Annotated in this window: 15 protein-coding genes and 1 other RNA gene; all 16 read right to left on the bottom strand. The window is 44.5% G+C overall.

The features are described 5' to 3' along the window. Positions 1-42: 42 nt before the first annotated feature. On the bottom strand, positions 43-807 hold the full coding sequence (locus ACRC6Q_RS16415; RefSeq protein WP_431467044.1) for a SurA N-terminal domain-containing protein: 765 nt from the start codon (positions 805-807) through the stop codon (positions 43-45). Positions 808-1,314: 507 nt separating this feature from the next. Further along, complete coding sequence (gene nikE, locus ACRC6Q_RS16410; RefSeq protein WP_431467043.1) at positions 1,315-2,142, bottom strand: nickel import ATP-binding protein NikE; 828 nt, start codon at positions 2,140-2,142, stop codon at positions 1,315-1,317. Between the two features lie 47 nt (positions 2,143-2,189). Continuing rightward, positions 2,190-3,017 (bottom strand): ABC transporter ATP-binding protein, encoded by an 828-nt coding sequence (locus ACRC6Q_RS16405; protein ID WP_411730374.1) that lies wholly within the window; start codon positions 3,015-3,017, stop codon positions 2,190-2,192. Positions 3,018-3,033: 16 nt separating this feature from the next. Continuing rightward, a complete protein-coding gene (gene nikC, locus ACRC6Q_RS16400) occupies positions 3,034-3,867 on the bottom strand; it encodes a nickel ABC transporter permease subunit NikC (protein ID WP_431467042.1) in 834 nt (277 codons plus the stop codon). Further along, the gene (nikB, locus tag ACRC6Q_RS16395) at positions 3,864-4,808 is read right to left on the bottom strand and encodes a nickel ABC transporter permease subunit NikB (protein ID WP_431467041.1); all 945 of its coding nucleotides are present in this window, start codon (positions 4,806-4,808) and stop codon (positions 3,864-3,866) included. The genes nikC and nikB overlap by 4 nt, the downstream gene beginning before the upstream one ends. Before the next feature lie 19 nt (positions 4,809-4,827). Then, entirely contained in the window at positions 4,828-6,450 is a 1,623-nt protein-coding gene (gene nikA / locus ACRC6Q_RS16390) for a nickel ABC transporter substrate-binding protein (RefSeq protein ID WP_431467040.1), read from the bottom strand. Positions 6,451-7,113: 663 nt separating this feature from the next. Next, positions 7,114-7,263 carry a hypothetical protein gene (locus ACRC6Q_RS16385; RefSeq protein WP_223641821.1) on the bottom strand — a complete coding sequence of 50 codons (150 nt, stop codon included), beginning with the start codon at positions 7,261-7,263 and terminating at the stop codon, positions 7,114-7,116. A gap of 385 nt (positions 7,264-7,648) precedes the next feature. Continuing rightward, positions 7,649-8,002, bottom strand: a transfer-messenger RNA (tmRNA) gene (ssrA, locus tag ACRC6Q_RS16380). 85 nt (positions 8,003-8,087) lie between these two features. Next, a complete protein-coding gene (smpB, locus tag ACRC6Q_RS16375) occupies positions 8,088-8,552 on the bottom strand; it encodes an SsrA-binding protein SmpB (protein WP_223641819.1) in 465 nt (154 codons plus the stop codon). Positions 8,553-8,601: 49 nt separating this feature from the next. Continuing rightward, entirely contained in the window at positions 8,602-10,926 is a 2,325-nt protein-coding gene (rnr, locus tag ACRC6Q_RS16370; protein ID WP_223641817.1) for a ribonuclease R, read from the bottom strand. 24 nt (positions 10,927-10,950) lie between these two features. Next, a complete protein-coding gene (locus tag ACRC6Q_RS16365) occupies positions 10,951-11,697 on the bottom strand; it encodes an alpha/beta hydrolase (RefSeq protein ID WP_431467039.1) in 747 nt (248 codons plus the stop codon). A gap of 71 nt (positions 11,698-11,768) precedes the next feature. Then, entirely contained in the window at positions 11,769-11,996 is a 228-nt protein-coding gene (secG, locus tag ACRC6Q_RS16360) for a preprotein translocase subunit SecG (RefSeq protein ID WP_049694326.1), read from the bottom strand. Between the two features lie 103 nt (positions 11,997-12,099). Continuing rightward, the gene (gene eno, locus ACRC6Q_RS16355; RefSeq protein ID WP_223641815.1) at positions 12,100-13,395 is read right to left on the bottom strand and encodes a phosphopyruvate hydratase; all 1,296 of its coding nucleotides are present in this window, start codon (positions 13,393-13,395) and stop codon (positions 12,100-12,102) included. 16 nt (positions 13,396-13,411) lie between these two features. Beyond that, positions 13,412-14,944 (bottom strand): 2,3-bisphosphoglycerate-independent phosphoglycerate mutase, encoded by a 1,533-nt coding sequence (gene gpmI / locus ACRC6Q_RS16350; protein ID WP_431467038.1) that lies wholly within the window; start codon positions 14,942-14,944, stop codon positions 13,412-13,414. After that, positions 14,937-15,698, bottom strand: coding sequence for a triose-phosphate isomerase (tpiA, locus tag ACRC6Q_RS16345; RefSeq protein WP_223641811.1), 762 nt, complete (start codon positions 15,696-15,698; stop codon positions 14,937-14,939). The genes gpmI and tpiA overlap by 8 nt, the downstream gene beginning before the upstream one ends. Before the next feature lie 28 nt (positions 15,699-15,726). After that, a complete protein-coding gene (locus tag ACRC6Q_RS16340; protein ID WP_223641803.1) occupies positions 15,727-16,911 on the bottom strand; it encodes a phosphoglycerate kinase in 1,185 nt (394 codons plus the stop codon). Positions 16,912-17,012 lie beyond the last annotated feature (101 nt).

Here is a 17,012-nt window from a genome sequence, read left to right as displayed (position 1 = left end):
AAACAAATAAAAACCAGATCCGTTGGGGATCTGGCTTCTTAATTACAGATTAATCGTAACATCTGCTTCTTCACGGAGTTGCGCTACTAAAGCTTGTGTAGCTTCCCCTTCTTTTTGCATCTTCACCTGTTCAGCAAGCTGAGGCTTCACTTCTTCGAAAGCTGGAAGTTCTTCGCCACCCGACTCTTCTTGCTGGGCTTGTGCTTGATCGTAAAAGGTTTGGAGTTCTTCATCCGTCGGTTCGACTTCCCCAGTTTCTTTTGCAATCAATTGTTCTATTTTCACTTGGGCTTCAACCTGCTTCATGACTTCTTCTTTAGAGATTCCCTGCTCTTCGAGTGCAGCCAGAAATTCTTCAGAAGATTCGAGTCCATTTTGTTGAGCCAGTGCCTCTAGCGCTGCATTGGTTTCTTCTTCTGATGCCGTCAACTTCTGCTTTTCAGTTTCCTGAACCAGAAGTTCCTGCGCCACTAAACTTTCAGCAACCTGCTCTTTCAACTGAGCCTGGTCAACTTCCTGACCGCTCATTTGGGCTTGCATAGCCATTTGCTGGAATTGCCCAGTATAAGCGGATTCAAAATCCTCTTTCACGATTTCTTCGCCATTCACTTCCGCCACTACCTCAGGCACGCCTTCTAAATCAGGTTCAGGCATTTCGGGTTGTTCAGTACTGCCTTCTTCTGTAGCTGCTGCTTCCTCCTGTGGTGCTGCTTCTTCGTTCGTCTCTTCTGCTGTTTCACCACCACACGCAGCGAGTGCTGCCATGGATCCTCCCAGTACGATAGTCAAGAACCATTTTTTAATCATATGTTTACCCCTCTCAAACTTAATGTCCGTTAGTGTAGCACGTTCAGCCCGGCGGGAAAAACAAAAACCATTTCTGCAGACGCTCAAAAGATCTAGGAAAAGGGAGAATGTGGCGGTTTGTTCACCATTCAACGTTAATTCGGAGTAAGATAAAGCGGATTTTATTCTTTCAACGCTGAAAGCGGCTATGTCAAAAGACTTCAATTGGCTCTTCCGGGAAACACCAATAAGATTTTTGGGATACCCAGTTCAACCTATTTTCACCATCGTCATAAATGATTCAGAATCAATGTTGAACTGCTCGCTTGAAGCAAAACCCAGCTTTTTATACAGATGAATCGCTCGTTTATTGAACGTGGCTACGGTTAACCGAATCGGCAGATCTTGATGAGTTTCTTCTATATGAATTGGTCGATGCCATGAATAGTCAAGGTCTATGGATAGCCATAAGCTTCCTGGACTTTTTCGATTAATTGATCATGCTGCATGAATCCGATAAGTGTTCCGTCATACTTGCACAAAATGTTTTCCGTTAGCAATGGTGCGATTTCGAGGATGTTCAGGCAGTATAGAAGCTACCAGATTCTTCACAGCCGGTTGCGGAGAAGTAAATATCTCATCTTTATCATAATAAGTTTCAACTATTCTCCCTTTTTCCAAAACTGTCAGGGTGTCTGAAATCGAATACGCTGCCCGAATGTCATGTGTGATAAAGAGATAAGACAAGCCATACTGATCCTTTAACTCATCCAATAATTTCAATATATTTGTCTGGTTCACCATATCAAGACTGCTCACTGATTCATCCAGAACAATCATTTTCGGCTTTAAGGCTATGGCTCTTGCGATGCTGATCCGCTGCAACTGTCCGCCACTAAATTGACCTGGAAACTTCTTCATGTCCTCTGCACGTAATCCAACCTGTTCCAATAACTGGGCAATCGTTCTTTTTTGTTCGGAAGCAGATAGCCTTTCGTAGTTTTCCAATGGTTCCCCGATAATCTTTTCCGCGGTCAAACGAGGATTCACCGAGGAGTAACTGTCTTGAAAAACTACTTGAAGATTTCTCCGAACCTGCCTGCGCATTTGGGAATTCATCGTGTAGAGGTCTTCTCCCTGAAACAGGACCTGGCCTTTTTTGGGTTTTTCTAGTCCCAGAATCACTTTTCCCAATGTGCTTTTTCCAGCTCCGCTTGTACCAATAAGCCCCATGCATGTTCCCTGCTCTATAGAAAGGGAAACGTCGGAAAGAACTTCCGCTTCAGTTTGGGGGCGCCAAAAAGAACGCAGTGAGCCATATGCATGTGTGACCTTCTTCACTTCCAATAGACTCATCCGTGCGTCCTCCTTCACTTTTCAACTCTATTACCTATCAGTCATTTTTATATAACCAGTTTCCTCAATGGTTCATTCACTGGTAATACAGGTCTTGCCTGCAATAGTTTTTTTGTGTATTCATGCATTGGATGATCGAACAATTGGAATACATCCGCTTTTTCTATTATCCGGCCATTTCGCATGACAGCCACGTCGTCTGCCAGCTCCGAAATGACGCCTAAATCATGTGATATCAGCAAAATCGTTGTTCCGCATTCTGTTCGAAGTCGATCCAGCTCTCTTAGAACTTGCAGCTGATTCGTCACATCAAGAGCAGTTGTCGGCTCATCAGCGATAACAACCGAGGGGCGTAAACACATCGATATTGCGATCATGACACGTTGGAGCATCCCGCCGCTGAGCTGAAAAGGATACATTTTCATAATTTTAGACGGCTCTTTCAAGTTCATGGATTCTAAAGAAGAGACAGCCAACTCAATGGCTTGTTTTTTTGTTAATGCTGTATGGGTTCGGATGGTTTCAACAAATTGGTTGCCGATCGTGTATACAGGTGTGAAGGCATTCATCGGATTTTGCATAATGAACCCAATTTCTTTGCCTAGGACTCTTCGCATTTCCTTTTGCTTTAAGCCATTCAGCTCCTGTCCATGCAATTGAATGCTTCCTTCTACAGTCATCGATTTCGGATTCAGCAATTGAAGAAGCGCCATGCATGTGACTGTTTTTCCGCTGCCACTCTCACCTACCAACCCAAGAACCTTACCCGGAGTCAAATCCAGTTCCAGATTTTGAACCAGCGGAAGCGCTCCATGTGGTGTGTTGACCGCAATACTCAGATCTTTTACCTGCAAAGCAATTTGCTGTTTTTCCATCTTCTCCATCCCCTTTTTAATAACGTCTTTTTACGCCAAGCCGTTCCGAGAGAGATTCTCCCAACACGTTGAATGAAATGACCACAAACAAGATCATTAATCCTGGATAAATCATTAATTCAGGCTGGCTCCGGATAAAAGCTTTGCCTTCCTGTATCATTGCGCCCCACTCCGGCGTAGGTGGCTGTATGCCAAGCCCAAGGAACGATAGAGCAGAAATGTCCATAATCGCCCAGCCCATCTCCAGTGTCCCCATGACCATAATAGGGGAAAGGACATTTGGCAGTAGATGCCTCCTGATAATTTTCCCTGTTGAAGAACCGCTGATCCGAGCCGCCGCAATAAAGTTCTGCTCTTTCATACTGACAACCATGCCGCGGATCATTCGTGCATAATATACCCACTGGACCATCATGAGTGCGATAACCACCTGCCACAGTCCAGGACCTAACAAACCAACGATGCCAAGGACAAGTACCAGATTTGGAAACGCCATGACACCGTCACAGAACCGCATCAACAACAGGTCAATCCACCCGCCTTTGAATCCGGCAAGCATTCCGACAATCAACCCAAAACCTAAAGATGCAGCAAAAATCAAAGAGGCAAAACCTAAGGAAACACGCGCTCCGTATAAAAGGCGCGATAAATTGCAACGCCCTAAATGATCTGTGCCGAGAGGATATTCCCAGGAGGGAGAAGAAAGCTTGATAGCCAAGTTCACTTGGATAGGATCGTTAGGAGCCATCCATGGCGCCAAAATACTGACCAGAAAAAAAACAATCAATATGACTGCACTTAGGATAAGCGCCCATTTGCTTTTGCTGGCCATTTGTACGCTAGAAATCAAGATTGAGCCATTCCCTTCCGTGAAATACGTGGATCTATGTACAATTGCACAAGATCGATAATCAGATTGCAAATTATAAACAGACACGCCGCCAGAACAACATAGCTTTGAATAACTGGAATATCCCGGTTAAATATCGCTTCTATAAAAAAACGTCCAAATCCCGGCCAGGAAAAAACTTGTTCGACAATAATAGTACCCGTGAGAAGTTTCCCTAAATTCATACCCAATCCTGTCAGCATTGGAGAAATAGCAATTCTCAACACATGCTTCACCATAATGGTCTTTTCTTTAATGCCTCGTGTACGGCCATAGACTACATATACATTTTCCAATTCATTCAACACACTTGCGCGAAGCAAACGAGTGTAAATCGCAATTAATGCTAAGGACAACGTAATGCTTGGCAGTACGAAATGCTGCCATGTTCCCCTTCCTTCCACCGGAAACATGTCCAGTTTGACAGAAAAGAGAAAAATCAGTACATAGCCTAGCCAAAATTGTGGAATGGAAGCGCCTAAATAAGAAAGAAGCCTGCTCAAGTGATCGATCAGGCTGTTTTTATAAACTGCTGCTAAGAACCCTAAAGGAACACTGATGACAAGAGAAAGAATGATGCTGCTGACAGCAAGTTGAATGGTTGCGGGCATTCTAGTGGCAATTTCTTGCCAAACAGATGTATTTGTCACATACGAGTTGCCAAAATCCAATTGAACAACGTCCTTAACAGTTTGAACATATTGGACAAGCAATGGCTGATCTAAACCGAACTCATGTCTTTTCTCAGCTAGAATCTCATCAGTTGGATGTATATTAGCTGCAGCTAGATACGCTTCAGCCGGATCAACCGGGGAGAAGCGTATCAGTACAAACATCAGAAAAATAGCAAAGAGAATAATAGGAATAACAGCAAGGAGCCGTTTTATAAGATAGATAAACATGACTGGTCCTCTCCGTTGATTACTGGCTTACTTTCATTTCATTGAAAGGGTGCTCATCGCGATTAGCTGGAAACACAAATTCTTCAATGCCATTCTGATAAATAACTGTCTTTTTCATATACGAAACCGGTACGATAACTGATTGTTCCTGTAATGTTTTTAAAATTGTTCCATAAAGCTTCTGGCGTTCTGCTTCATTAGTGGAAGCAAGAGCCTTATCGACCTGCTTGTCCAACTCGTCTTTCATCGGCAGGTTCGAGTGAGCTTCTGAAACGCCCCAGCCTTCTTCTGCAACAACGTTGATGAAGGAATGTGGATCATATGGAGCGCCATAGTTATACCAGAAATCAACGTCAAAATCTCCTGCTTTACGACGTTCGATTTGGACCGTCAACTCTACTCCTATAATGTCCAGCTTCACACCAATTGCTGACCATTCAGCTTGAAGAGTTTCAGCCATCGCTTTTTGGATAGGATCCGTTTTATCGTACATCAATTCCAATTCAAGAGATTGGCCACCCTTTTCTCGTACTGCTTTTCCAGAAGGAAGTTTCCATCCTGCTTCATCAAGGTAGGAAGCAGCTTTTTCCACATCGTACTCGATCGCCTCGACTTCAACATCAGTATAAGGAAAATTGGTGGATAAAATCTTATCCGCTTCCTCTTCTATTCCAAGTGTGATGCCGTCCACCATCGCTTCTTTGTTGAAACCATGCTGCAAAGCCAAGCGTACTTTTAAATCAGCGAGCTTGTCATTTGTAGTGTTCAACAGCAAACTTCTTGTTCCAACCGGCTCTGATAAGTCCGTTTTGTATTCCCCTGACTCTTTTAAGTGGTTAAAGGAATCCATGCTGATCGCACCTTCTCCATAGATCAAATCCAATTCGCCTTTTTCAAAAGCCAAAACACGCGTTTCAGCATCCGGAATAATTTTGATAGTTACTTTTTCAACTTCCGGGCTTTCACCCCAATAATCCGGGTTCCGGGTAAATGTAGCATATTCGTCTTTTTTATAGTCTTCCAAAACCCAGGGTCCTGTTCCCACTGGCTCTGTAATTCCTTTTGACGTATCGCCATCTTCAGGGAATCCCGACTCCCCAAGGAATCTCACCGGACGAACGACTGCCAAATCCTGAATTGCAGGATAATAAGGTTCTGATAACACCATTTTAAATGTCTGCTCGTCGATGACTTCTGTTTTCTCAAGTACGTTGATGACGCCGAGCCAACTATGGGAATTCTTATTTTCCATGATGGTATCGAAGTTCTTTTTCACTATTGAAGCATTAAATGAAGACCCGTCTGTAAACTTAACATTTTCACGAAGTTTAAATGTATATTCAAGACCATCTTCGGAAATTGTCCAGGATTCTGCCAGATGGGGTTTAAGCTCTCCGCCTTCTTCATAACTGACTAGGGGTTCATAAATCATCGACTGGGTTAGTAATTGCGAAGGATTATAAACATGGGGATTCATGGATCCGATGTCCCGCGGCCAAGACATCACAATAGAAGTCGGCGCCCCTTCTGCACCTTCACTAGACTGGGAAGCAGCATCGTTATTGGAACAACCTGCTATAACAACGAAAATAGATGTGATGAATGCTATAAGTAGACCCTTTTTACTCTTAAACTTCTTCATGTTTTGTAATTCCTCTCTCGTTCAAATGAATGATAATGATTCTCAATATCAATATTGTAACTATAATGATATTGAGCTTTCTTGTCAATACAATTTGGGCTATAGAATAAGGTGTTTCTTGTAAATTTATGTGGCTAGGCTCAGAATGACAACACGTGTACTTTAATATACGTGCTTCCATATCACTTATGAAGAAATTGTTTCAAGAGCTATCAAAATAATATACATTGTATAACATTTTACATTCATTAATTTCTATTTTGTAAGCCATATGCTAAAGCTTTCACCGCATCGGAAATCAATAACTTGTGGAACAACAAAAAAACGCCAAAACCTCTAAAGGATTTGACGTACTTTATCTCACTATGGAGACGGCGAGAGTCGAATGCGCGTCCAGAAACTCCGCTACTTGAGCGGCTACGCGTGTAGCTTACTTAATAGAAGTTTCTGCTTCAATTAATGAGACTTACAGCCACAAAGGTTTTAGGCGTTTTCTTACTTATTTATTTGACTGTTTTACTTACTAGTGAGTATGAAGTACTAATGACCTTAGTTTATAGACCTTCTGATAATTAGTATATGTCGATTAATTCCAAAATTAAAAAAGTGTTTCAAATAAGAAAAACATAGGGAAATTTTAAACTCCCTATGTTTTCATTCCTATTAGTTATCTGTTTGTTTTTCCTTCTTTTTCAAATACTCAGCACGTATTTTTTCAAGTTGCTGCTTTTTATCAAATTTGGCAGGCTTGTGTTTTTCATGATACTTTGTCACAGCTACCTGTCCTTTGCTATCCAATCCGAATTTCCCCACTTTTTCCACCTACTTTTCTTGTCTCTACAGAGAATCTATTACGAATATAATATACCTTAATTTAATGAAGTGAACCTTATTAGATTTTTGCTAAGATTGCAAATATCGTTAAAAACTTAGTAATACTATTCATCGCCAATCACCATTTCTTTAACCCCTCAAAAAACTCTTCTTTCTGGCTTAACTTTATCCGCTGACTAAAAGATGATTAATACTATTCATTTTAAGATACAACTTTTAATACTAGTGGAATCTCTTCAGTTGATTGCAGCGGAGGAAGCGAAGGAAGCCATGCCCGCGGAAATCAACGGTTCCGTACACAACACAAAAAACGCCAAAACCTTATCAAAGGTTTTGGCGTTTTTGAAATACGGTATTAATCTCACTATGGAGACGGCGGGAGTCGAACCCGCGTCCAGAAACTCCGCTACTTGAGCGTCTACGCGTGTAGCTTATTCATTGGGGTTTCATGCACCATTCTGCCAATAAGCAGGCGTCCTGGGCACTAATCTGTGAATCTCTCCCGGTTGCCTCAGATGGCAGCAAACGTTGTATCCCACTAAAGTTGAGCTTTACCCAGCCACATGGGCGATGGATAGATAAAGCAGATCCGAGCTTACGCTGCGAATGCTAGGTTTTGGTTTGTTTTGCCAGTTGTTATAAATACGTTGATGACGGAGCCGACCCTCCGACGCGCGACCCAAGCCCAGATCATCCCTGTCGAATCCGTAACGTCCCCTTATTAAAAAGAGACACGGAAGATGAATAAACAGCTTCATGTGCTATATCCCTATTATAAGACAACATTGGTCAGACTTCAAGTTCTAGCGGTTGTATTCTTTTATTGCACGGTCGATTTGGCGTTTCGCGTCTTTTTTCTTCAAATCTTCCCGTTTGTCGTAGTTCTTCTTCCCTTTACCGACACCGAGCAGAATTTTGGCGAAGCCGTCCTTCAAATACATCTTCAGCGGAATGATGGCAGAACCCTGCACTTTTGAATGGGCCTCTAAATCCGTAATCTGCTTTTTATGCAGCAGAAGCTTGCGTGACCGTGTAGGGTCGTGATTAAACTGATTGCCCTGATCATAAGGGCTGATGTGCATATTTGAAATCCAGGCTTCCCCGTTTCGGATCCGTACAAACGATTCCTTCAACTGGACTTTGCCGTTTCGTGCCGATTTGATTTCTGTGCCCTGCAAGACAATCCCTGCCTCGATCGTTTCTTCTATGAAATAATCGAAACCGGCTTTCTTGTTTTGGGCGATTACTTTGCCTTCTCCTTTGGCCATGTGGTTTCACCTCAGCTAGATTCAAAAAAGCGGCCCTGGAGCCGCTTTTTTATTTTTTCTTGTTGCGTCCTTTTTTGGCTGCGTCTTCGTAGAACTTTTTCTTTTTGTTTTTCGGTTTGCGGGTTGGTCCGCCGCCTTCAGGCTTTTTGCCGTCGCGTCTTGGTTTTCCACCATCATCTTTTTTCGTGGCGCGAATCACTTTCGGCTGCTCTCTTCTCGACTGGCGTGTGTTTTGCACCATACCGACAATTTCGAAATCAATCGATGATTCTTCTGGTTTTACGCCGATGACTTTGATTTCAATTTCGTCACCGATTCGGAATTGGCGTTTATTGCGCTCGCCGATCATCATCATGCTGCGATCGTCAAAACGGTAATAATCATCCGTCATATTGGAAACGTGGACCAAGCCTTCAATCGTATTCTCCAGTTCGATAAACAAACCGAAATTCGTTACAGAAGAAATGATTCCGGTAAACTGTTCGCCGATTTTATCAGCCATGAACTGTGATTTCTTCAAAGCATCCGTATCACGTTCAGCTTCTACTGCACGGCGCTCACGTTCAGATGTATGTGTAGCGATATCATCCATGTTGGCATCCCAGTAAGCGATTGTTTTTTGTGATAAATCCTTCTCAATCAAGTACGTGCGGATTAGGCGATGCACGACCAAATCGGGATAACGACGAATCGGTGATGTGAAATGTGTATAGAATTCGGTCGATAAGCCAAAATGTCCCAAGCTTTCAGACGAGTATTTCGCCTGCTGCATCGAACGAAGCATCATCGTGGAAATAACCGGCTCTTCCGGAGTTCCTGCAATGGATTCAACAATTTCCTGCAAAGCTTTCGGATGAATCTGTGTGCCTGAGCCTTTTACCACGATCCCGAAATTCGTTACGAATTCGAAAAAGCGCTGCAGTTTTTCAGGCTTTGGATCTTCGTGGATCCGATAAATAGCAGGAACTTCCATGCGATGGAAATGTTCAGCTACTGTTTCATTGGCAGCCAGCATGAATTCTTCAATCAGACGCTCAGCTACTGTGCGTTCGCGGACAACTACATCCACTGGATAGCCGTTTTCATCCACCAATACTTTGGATTCCTTGAAATCGAAATCGATGGCACCGCGGCGCATCCGCTTCGTGCGCAGAACTTCAGCCAGCTCTTTCATCAATTCGAACATCGGGACCAATTCACTGTATTGTTCTTTCAGCTCCTGGTTGTCCTGCTCTAAAATTTCATAAACGTCTGTATAGGTCATGCGTGCTGACGTATTGATGACGCTCTGGAATATATCATGGGAAACTACTTCACCCTGGTCATTGAAAATCATTTCGCAGGACAAAGTCAGGCGGTCCACCTGTGGATTCAATGAACAAATGCCATTTGACAAGCGATGTGGAATCATCGGAATGACGCGGTCGGTCAAGTAGATGCTTGTCGCGCGGTCATAGGCTTCGCGGTCAATCGCAGAGCCTTCCGTTACATAATGGCTGACATCAGCGATATGTACGCCTAATTTATAGGTGCCATCTTCATACTTCACGACCTGGACGGCATCATCCAAATCTTTAGCATCAGCTCCATCAATCGTTACGATCTGTTCGCTTCGCAAATCGCGGCGATCCGTTAAATCAGCCGGGTCGATTTCATCCGGCACATTATTTGCCTGTTCCAAAACATCCGGCGGGAATTCCGTTTCGATTCCGTATTTATGGATAATGGAAAGTATATCAACACCCGGGTCATTCTTATGGCCAAGAATCTGTGTGACCATCCCTGTTGCAGACTTTCTGCCTTCTGGCCATCCGGTAATTTCCACAACCACTTTATGGCCGTCTACCGCGCCTAATGTATCATCCTTGGCGATAAAGATGTCCATATTCATTTTCTTATCGTCTGTGACGACAAAACCGAAGCCTTTGTTTTCCTGGAAAGTTCCGACGGCTTTTGTCGTACCGCGTTCAATAATCCGGATAATGGCGCCTTCACGGCGGTCTCCTGAAGATCCTTCAGAAACACGGATCAGTACTTTATCGCCGTTTACTGCACCGTTCGTTTCAGTCGGCGGAATAAAGACATCATCCAAACCGGCTTCTTCAGGTGCCACGAAACCGAATCCTTTAGGATGTCCAATAAATTTTCCGCGCATCAGATTCATGCGCTCCGGTACACCGTAGCGGTTGGATCTGGAGCGGACCAGTGTCCCCGTTTCTTCCAGGCGCACTAAAGTTTTCACCAGTTCCTTGAATTCATCGGCATCTTCAAAACCGAATTGTTCTTCTATTTCCTGTACAGTCAGCGGCTTATAAGCTTCTTCACGCATGAAAACCAATAAGCGCTGTTCCAATGAACGATCGGTGTTTCCCAAATCTAACTCCTCCTTTATGACGGTTCACACACTCCAATCAAGCGATTCGAGAAATGCGAAAATGTCTTCGTGCAATTGCTTTTTCTCTTTATCAAGCGTAATGACATGGCCTGAGTTTTCATACCACTTAATCTGTTTTTGGGTCGATTCGGCGTTTTCATAGATAACATTTGCCGAATCCGTATTGATGACATTATCCAGTCTGCCCTGGACGACGAACAAAGGAGCATAGACATGGTCCACCTGCTCTTTGACATCTGCAATCAAGGCACGCAGATCGGCCAGCGATTCCATCGGCCGCTCCTGGAAAGCCTTCATTTCTTCTTCGATAAGTTCATCGTTTTTTCCTTCATAATTCTTGTATTCACGCGCATATTTCAGCACACCTTCATACATGAGGTCGGTGGTTTTCATATACATCGGCGCACACATGGTGACAATTCCCTTGATAGGCTTTGTATACCCTAATTTCAGGCTGAATACGCCGCCCAGTGACAGTCCCGCTACTGCAATCTCGGTATAGCCTTCTTCAAGCAATGTCTCATATGCCTGTTCTACGTCTTTCCACCAATCCTCTGGACCGGTGCCGATCAATTCTTCAGGCGCGACGCCATGGCCCGCGTAATGCGGAGCAATGCTTGTATACCCTTTCGTTTCCAAAAACCGGCCGAGCATGCGTACATCCGCCGAGTTCCCTGTAAAGCCGTGCAAAAGAAGTACGGCACGTGGACCTGATTTAAAGAAAAATGGTTTTGGCTGCGAAATCCGCATCATGATCCCTCCATTCCAATACTAAAAGAAAACGCCCAACCATGTATGGTCAGGCGATTTAATCATCTACATTAAACTTTCGTTACGGCAACAGCCAGAATAAAGAATAAGGCAGCAAGTACGATCGTAACCCGGTGAAGGACCAAGTCCAAACCACGAGCTTTTTGCTTGCCGAAAAGTTGCTCTGCTCCACCGGAGATGGCTCCTGAAAGACCTGCACTTTTTCCAGATTGCAATAAAACGACAACGATTAATGCGAGCGATACGATGACGAGTAATGTCATTAACAACGTATGCATAAATTCCACCTCCTGAAAAGAACGTTCACAACAAATCTAAGTTTACCAAAAATTGTGACCTGTGACAATAGCAATAGAAAATAGAGGCAAATGCCTCTATTTTTTATTTTTTCAAGTTGTAGAAAGTTTTCAAGCCAAGGTATTGGCCTGTTTCAAACAGCTGATCTTCGATGCGCAATAATTGGTTGTATTTCGCAACGCGGTCCGTACGGGATGGAGCACCTGTTTTGATCTGTCCTGCATTCGTTGCAACAGCGATGTCCGCAATGGTGACATCTTCCGATTCGCCTGAACGGTGGCTGATGACTGCTGTGTAGCCAGCGCGTTTTGCCATTTCAATTGCATCAAAAGTTTCTGTCAACGTACCGATTTGGTTAACTTTGATCAGGATTGAGTTACCGATGCCTTCTTCGATTCCTTGAGCCAATTTCTTCGTGTTGGTAACGAATAGATCATCTCCGACCAATTGAACTCGATCGCCGATTCGTTCAGTCAATAATTTGTGTCCAGCCCAATCGTTTTCATCCAATCCATCTTCGATTGAAATGATCGGGTATTTATTGCAAAGTTCTTCGTACCAGTCAACCATTTCTGCAGAAGTTTTCACAGTGTTGTCGCCAGGAAGGTTGTAGACGCCTTTTTCTTTATCATAGATTTCAGAAGAAGCAACATCCATCGCTAGCAGTACATCTGTGCCCGCTTTGTAGCCTGCTTTTTCAATTGCTTCCAGGATAGTCGTCAATGCTTCTTCGTTCGAACCTAAGTTCGGAGCAAATCCGCCTTCATCTCCAACAGAAGTGTTATAGCCTTTTTCCTTCAACACAGCTTTCAGGTTATGGAAGATTTCTGCACCCATCTGAACCGCTTCACGGAAAGATTCTGCTCCAACCGGCATTACCATGAATTCCTGAATGTCCACATTGTTGTCCGCGTGTTCGCCGCCATTTAAGATGTTCATCATTGGAACCGGCAATTGTTTTGCGTTAAAGCCGCCCAAGTATTGATAAAGTGGAACGTCCAGGTAGTCAGCTGCAGCGTGTGCAACGGCCAATGAAACGCCCAGAATAGCGTTAGCGCCTAAACGGCCTTTGTTTTCTGTTCCGTCCAATTCGATCATCGCGTTATCGATTGATACCTGGTCCAGCACTGAGTATTTTTCCTCTAACGCTTCCGCAATTTCAGTATCAACAAACTCGACTGCTTTTAATACGCCTTTTCCAAGGAAACGGCTCTTGTCGCCATCACGGAGCTCGACTGCTTCGTGTTCGCCTGTAGAAGCGCCTGAAGGTACGATCGCGCGGCCAAATGCGCCGCTTTCTGTGAATACCTCAACTTCGATTGTTGGGTTTCCTCGTGAATCTAATACTTCGCGTGCTTGAATTTGTGTGATAATTGGCAATTAAAACAGCTCCCTTTTAATATAATGGTTTTCCTGTCATTTCAATCGGTTGTTCAATATCCAGCATTTTTAAAATTGTTGGTGCCAGATCGGCAAGAATGCCGCCTTTTCGAAGTACGTGACCTGATTTCGTCAAAATCACCGGCACCTGGTTTGTAGTATGCGCCGTCATCGGCAAACCTTCAACCGTGCGGACTTCATCGGCATTGCCATGGTCAGCAGTGATCAACGCCGAACCACCTTGTGCATGCAATGCATCAACTATGCGGCCCAAGCACTCATCTACGACTTCAATGGCACGGATGGTCGGTTCCAGCAAGCCGCTGTGGCCGACCATGTCCGGATTAGCGAAATTCAGGATGATGGCATCGTGTGCGCCAGCTTCTATCTGCTCCACTAAACGGTCTGTCACTTCATAAGCACTCATTTCAGGCTGCAGATCGTATGTAGCAACTTTCGGCGATGCTACGAGTATACGGTCTTCACCAGGAAAGACGTCTTCGCGTCCTCCACTCATAAAGAAAGTGACATGCGGATATTTTTCAGTTTCGGCAATCCGAAGCTGAGTCAATCCATTAGCCGATAACACTTCACCGATGGTATTTTCCAGATTCAGTGTTTCGAACGCCACACGGGTCGGCAAATCATCACTATAGGAAGTAAATGTGATATAGCTTAAATCTTTCGGATGTTTAGCGCTTAACGGGAATCCCGTGAAATCTTCCCGGATAAATGCGGATGTCAATTGAATGGAACGGTCTGGGCGGAAGTTAAAGAAAATCAGCGAATCGCCCGAATCGATGGTAGCCACTGGCTTGCCGTCTTCAACGATGGCAAATGGCACGACAAATTCGTCTGAAACGTCCAAGTCGTATGAATACGTAATGCCGGCATTTGCCGAAGGAGCCGTTTTTCCGATTCCATCAACCAACACACGGTATGCCAGATCAGCACGTTCCCAGCGCTGGTCGCGGTCCATTGCATAATAGCGTCCGCTGATCGATGCAAATTTACCGACACCGATTTTTTCCATTTCGCGTTCAGCTTGCTCTACATATTTAAGAGCCGTTCTCGGCCCTACATCGCGGCCGTCGAGGAAACCGTGGACATAGACTTCTGATAATCCCTCTTGCTTGGCAAGTCTCAACAAAGCGAAAAGATGCTCATAATGGCTGTGTACGCCGCCATCAGACAATAACCCTAAAATGTGAAGGGCTTTACCGCGGTTTTTGGCGTTGCCGACCGCTTCAAGAAAAGCGGCATTCTCATAAAAATCGCCATCGCGGATCGACTTATTGATACGGGTCAAATTTTGGTAAACAATTCGGCCTGCACCAATATTCAGATGGCCGACTTCAGAATTGCCCATTTGGCCATCCGGCAATCCGACAGCTTCGCCCGAAGCCGTCAGCAACTCATGCGGATACGTTTTCCATAGGCGATCGAAATTCGGTTTGTTGGCTTGTGCTACAGCATTACCGAAAGTCTCTTCGCGGCATCCAAATCCATCTAAGATGATGAGCGCCGCTGGATGTTCGGTTTTACGCATGTGAACCAGCCTCCAACAATTTGACAAAAGAGTCGGCTTCCAAGCTTGCGCCGCCAACCAACGCTCCGTCAATATGTTCCATTCCCATTAATTCATCGATGTTAGCCGGTTTTACGCTGCCGCCGTATTGAACGCGAAGCTGCTCAGCAGCCTGTTCGTTATACAACGCAGCCACTTTTTTGCGGACAATTCCACAAACTTCATTGGCGTCTTCAGCAGTAGCGGTTTTTCCTGTTCCGATTGCCCAGATAGGCTCGTAGGCAATGACCAATTGCGTGATTTGCTCTTCAGTCAAACCGGAAATCCCTTTTTCCACTTGCGCTTCTACAACAGCACCGGTTTCACCATTTTCACGATGCTCCAAAGTTTCTCCGACGCAAAGAATTGGCACTAAACCGTGGTTGAAAGCAGCTTTTACTTTTTGGTTTGCCGATTCGTCAGTTTCGTTGAAATACTGGCGGCGTTCCGAATGTCCGATAATGACATACTTCACACCGATATCCGTCAATTGAACAGGGCTGATTTCGCCTGTAAATGCACCTTCGTCTTCTGCGGACATGGTTTGTGCGCCGATTTGAAGCGGGCTTCCTTCTGCAGATACGACCAGCTGCGCCAAAAATAGCGCCGGTGCGCAAATGACAGCATCCAGTTTTTCAGCATCCGGCACCAAGCCGTTTACTTCTTCGACAAATTGTTTTGCCTCTGTTGCTGTTTTGTACATTTTCCAGTTTCCTGCAATAATTGGTTTTCTCACAAAAGCACTCCCTTTCAAATCACTCGTTTTACTTGTCGGTTAATGCACTGACACCCGGCAAGTCCTTGCCTTCCATAAACTCCAGTGATGCACCGCCGCCAGTGGATATATGGTCCATCTTTTCAGCTACATGGAATTTCTCAACAGCTGCAGCGGAATCCCCGCCGCCGATTACGGTATAGCCTGAGGTTTCTGCCATCGCCTGCGCCACTGATTTCGTGCCGTTTTCGAATGCCGGCATTTCAAATACGCCCATCGGTCCGTTCCAGATGATCAACTTAGAATCCTTAATGACATCCGCGTACAACGCTGCGGTTTCTGGCCCAATATCCAAGCCCATCCAGTCCGCCGGAATTTCTTCGATTTTCACACTTTTCGTATCAGCATCTTTTGAAAATTCGCTGGCTACAGTTGCATCAATCGGCAAATAGAATTTAACGCCTTTTTGTTTTGCTTTTTCGATGAACGAGTTCGCGAGCTCTAATTTATCTTCTTCTACAAGGGAGTTTCCGATTTCATAGCCTTGCGCTTTGATAAAGGTATACGAAAGCCCTCCGCCAATCAACAAATTGTCAACTTTATCCAATAGATGATCAATGACACCAATCTTATCTTTCACTTTAGCCCCGCCGATGATTGCTGTAAATGGACGTTCTGGTTCGGATAAGGCCTTGCCTAAAACATCAAGTTCTTTTTCCAGCAGCAAACCTGACACGGCTGGCAAATGGCTTGCAATGCCGGCTGTTGATGCGTGTGCCCGGTGAGCTGCACCGAAAGCATCGTTGACGAAGACATCCGCCAGCGCAGCAAATGCTTTTGCGAGCTCTTCATCGTTCTTTTCTTCTCCCGGATGGAAGCGGACATTTTCAAGCAGGATGATGTCGCCTTCCTGCATTGCTGAAATCTCCTGCTCGACTTTTTCCCCGATCGATTCGTCTAGGCTTTTCACTTCTTTATGTAACAATTCACCCAAACGGACACCTGTGGCAGCCAGTCTCATGTCTTCGTTGACCTCGCCCTTAGGTCTGCCCAAATGGCTCGCCAAAATAACTTTTGCTCCTTGTTCGATCAAGTATTCAATGGTTGGCACAGCTGCGCGGATTCTTGTATCATCCGTCACTTTGCCTTCTTCCATCGGTACATTGAAATCGACACGGCAAAATACACGTTTTCCTTTCAAATCCAAATCTTTCATGGTCATTTTCTGCTGCATGAAAATACCTCCTATTTGTATTCAAAAAAATAAGGAGCGGGGTATGTCCCCGCCCCTTTTACCCTCTTTTATTATAGAGGTTCATTGGTAATTAAGCTATG

This window comes from Planococcus sp. SE5232 (genome assembly GCF_050686535.1).
GTDB lineage: Bacteria > Bacillota > Bacilli > Bacillales_A > Planococcaceae > Planococcus.
Note: the sequence above shows the minus strand (reverse complement) of the source record. Positions and strands in the feature narration are given on the sequence as shown.

Coding starts and splice junctions, on each gene's coding strand:
- secG (WP_049694326.1), bottom strand. CDS start 11,996: ATGCATACGTTGTTAATGACATTACTCGTCATCGTATCGCTCGCATTA.
- ACRC6Q_RS16365 (WP_431467039.1), bottom strand. CDS start 11,697: ATGCGGATTTCGCAGCCAAAACCATTTTTCTTTAAATCAGGTCCACGT.
- ACRC6Q_RS16340 (WP_223641803.1), bottom strand. CDS start 16,911: ATGCAGCAGAAAATGACCATGAAAGATTTGGATTTGAAAGGAAAACGT.
- nikE (WP_431467043.1), bottom strand. CDS start 2,142: ATGAGTCTATTGGAAGTGAAGAAGGTCACACATGCATATGGCTCACTG.
- gpmI (WP_431467038.1), bottom strand. CDS start 14,944: ATGCGTAAAACCGAACATCCAGCGGCGCTCATCATCTTAGATGGATTT.
- smpB (WP_223641819.1), bottom strand. CDS start 8,552: ATGGCCAAAGGAGAAGGCAAAGTAATCGCCCAAAACAAGAAAGCCGGT.
- ACRC6Q_RS16405 (WP_411730374.1), bottom strand. CDS start 3,017: ATGGAAAAACAGCAAATTGCTTTGCAGGTAAAAGATCTGAGTATTGCG.
- nikA (WP_431467040.1), bottom strand. CDS start 6,450: ATGAAGAAGTTTAAGAGTAAAAAGGGTCTACTTATAGCATTCATCACA.
- ACRC6Q_RS16415 (WP_431467044.1), bottom strand. CDS start 807: ATGATTAAAAAATGGTTCTTGACTATCGTACTGGGAGGATCCATGGCA.
- nikB (WP_431467041.1), bottom strand. CDS start 4,808: ATGTTTATCTATCTTATAAAACGGCTCCTTGCTGTTATTCCTATTATT.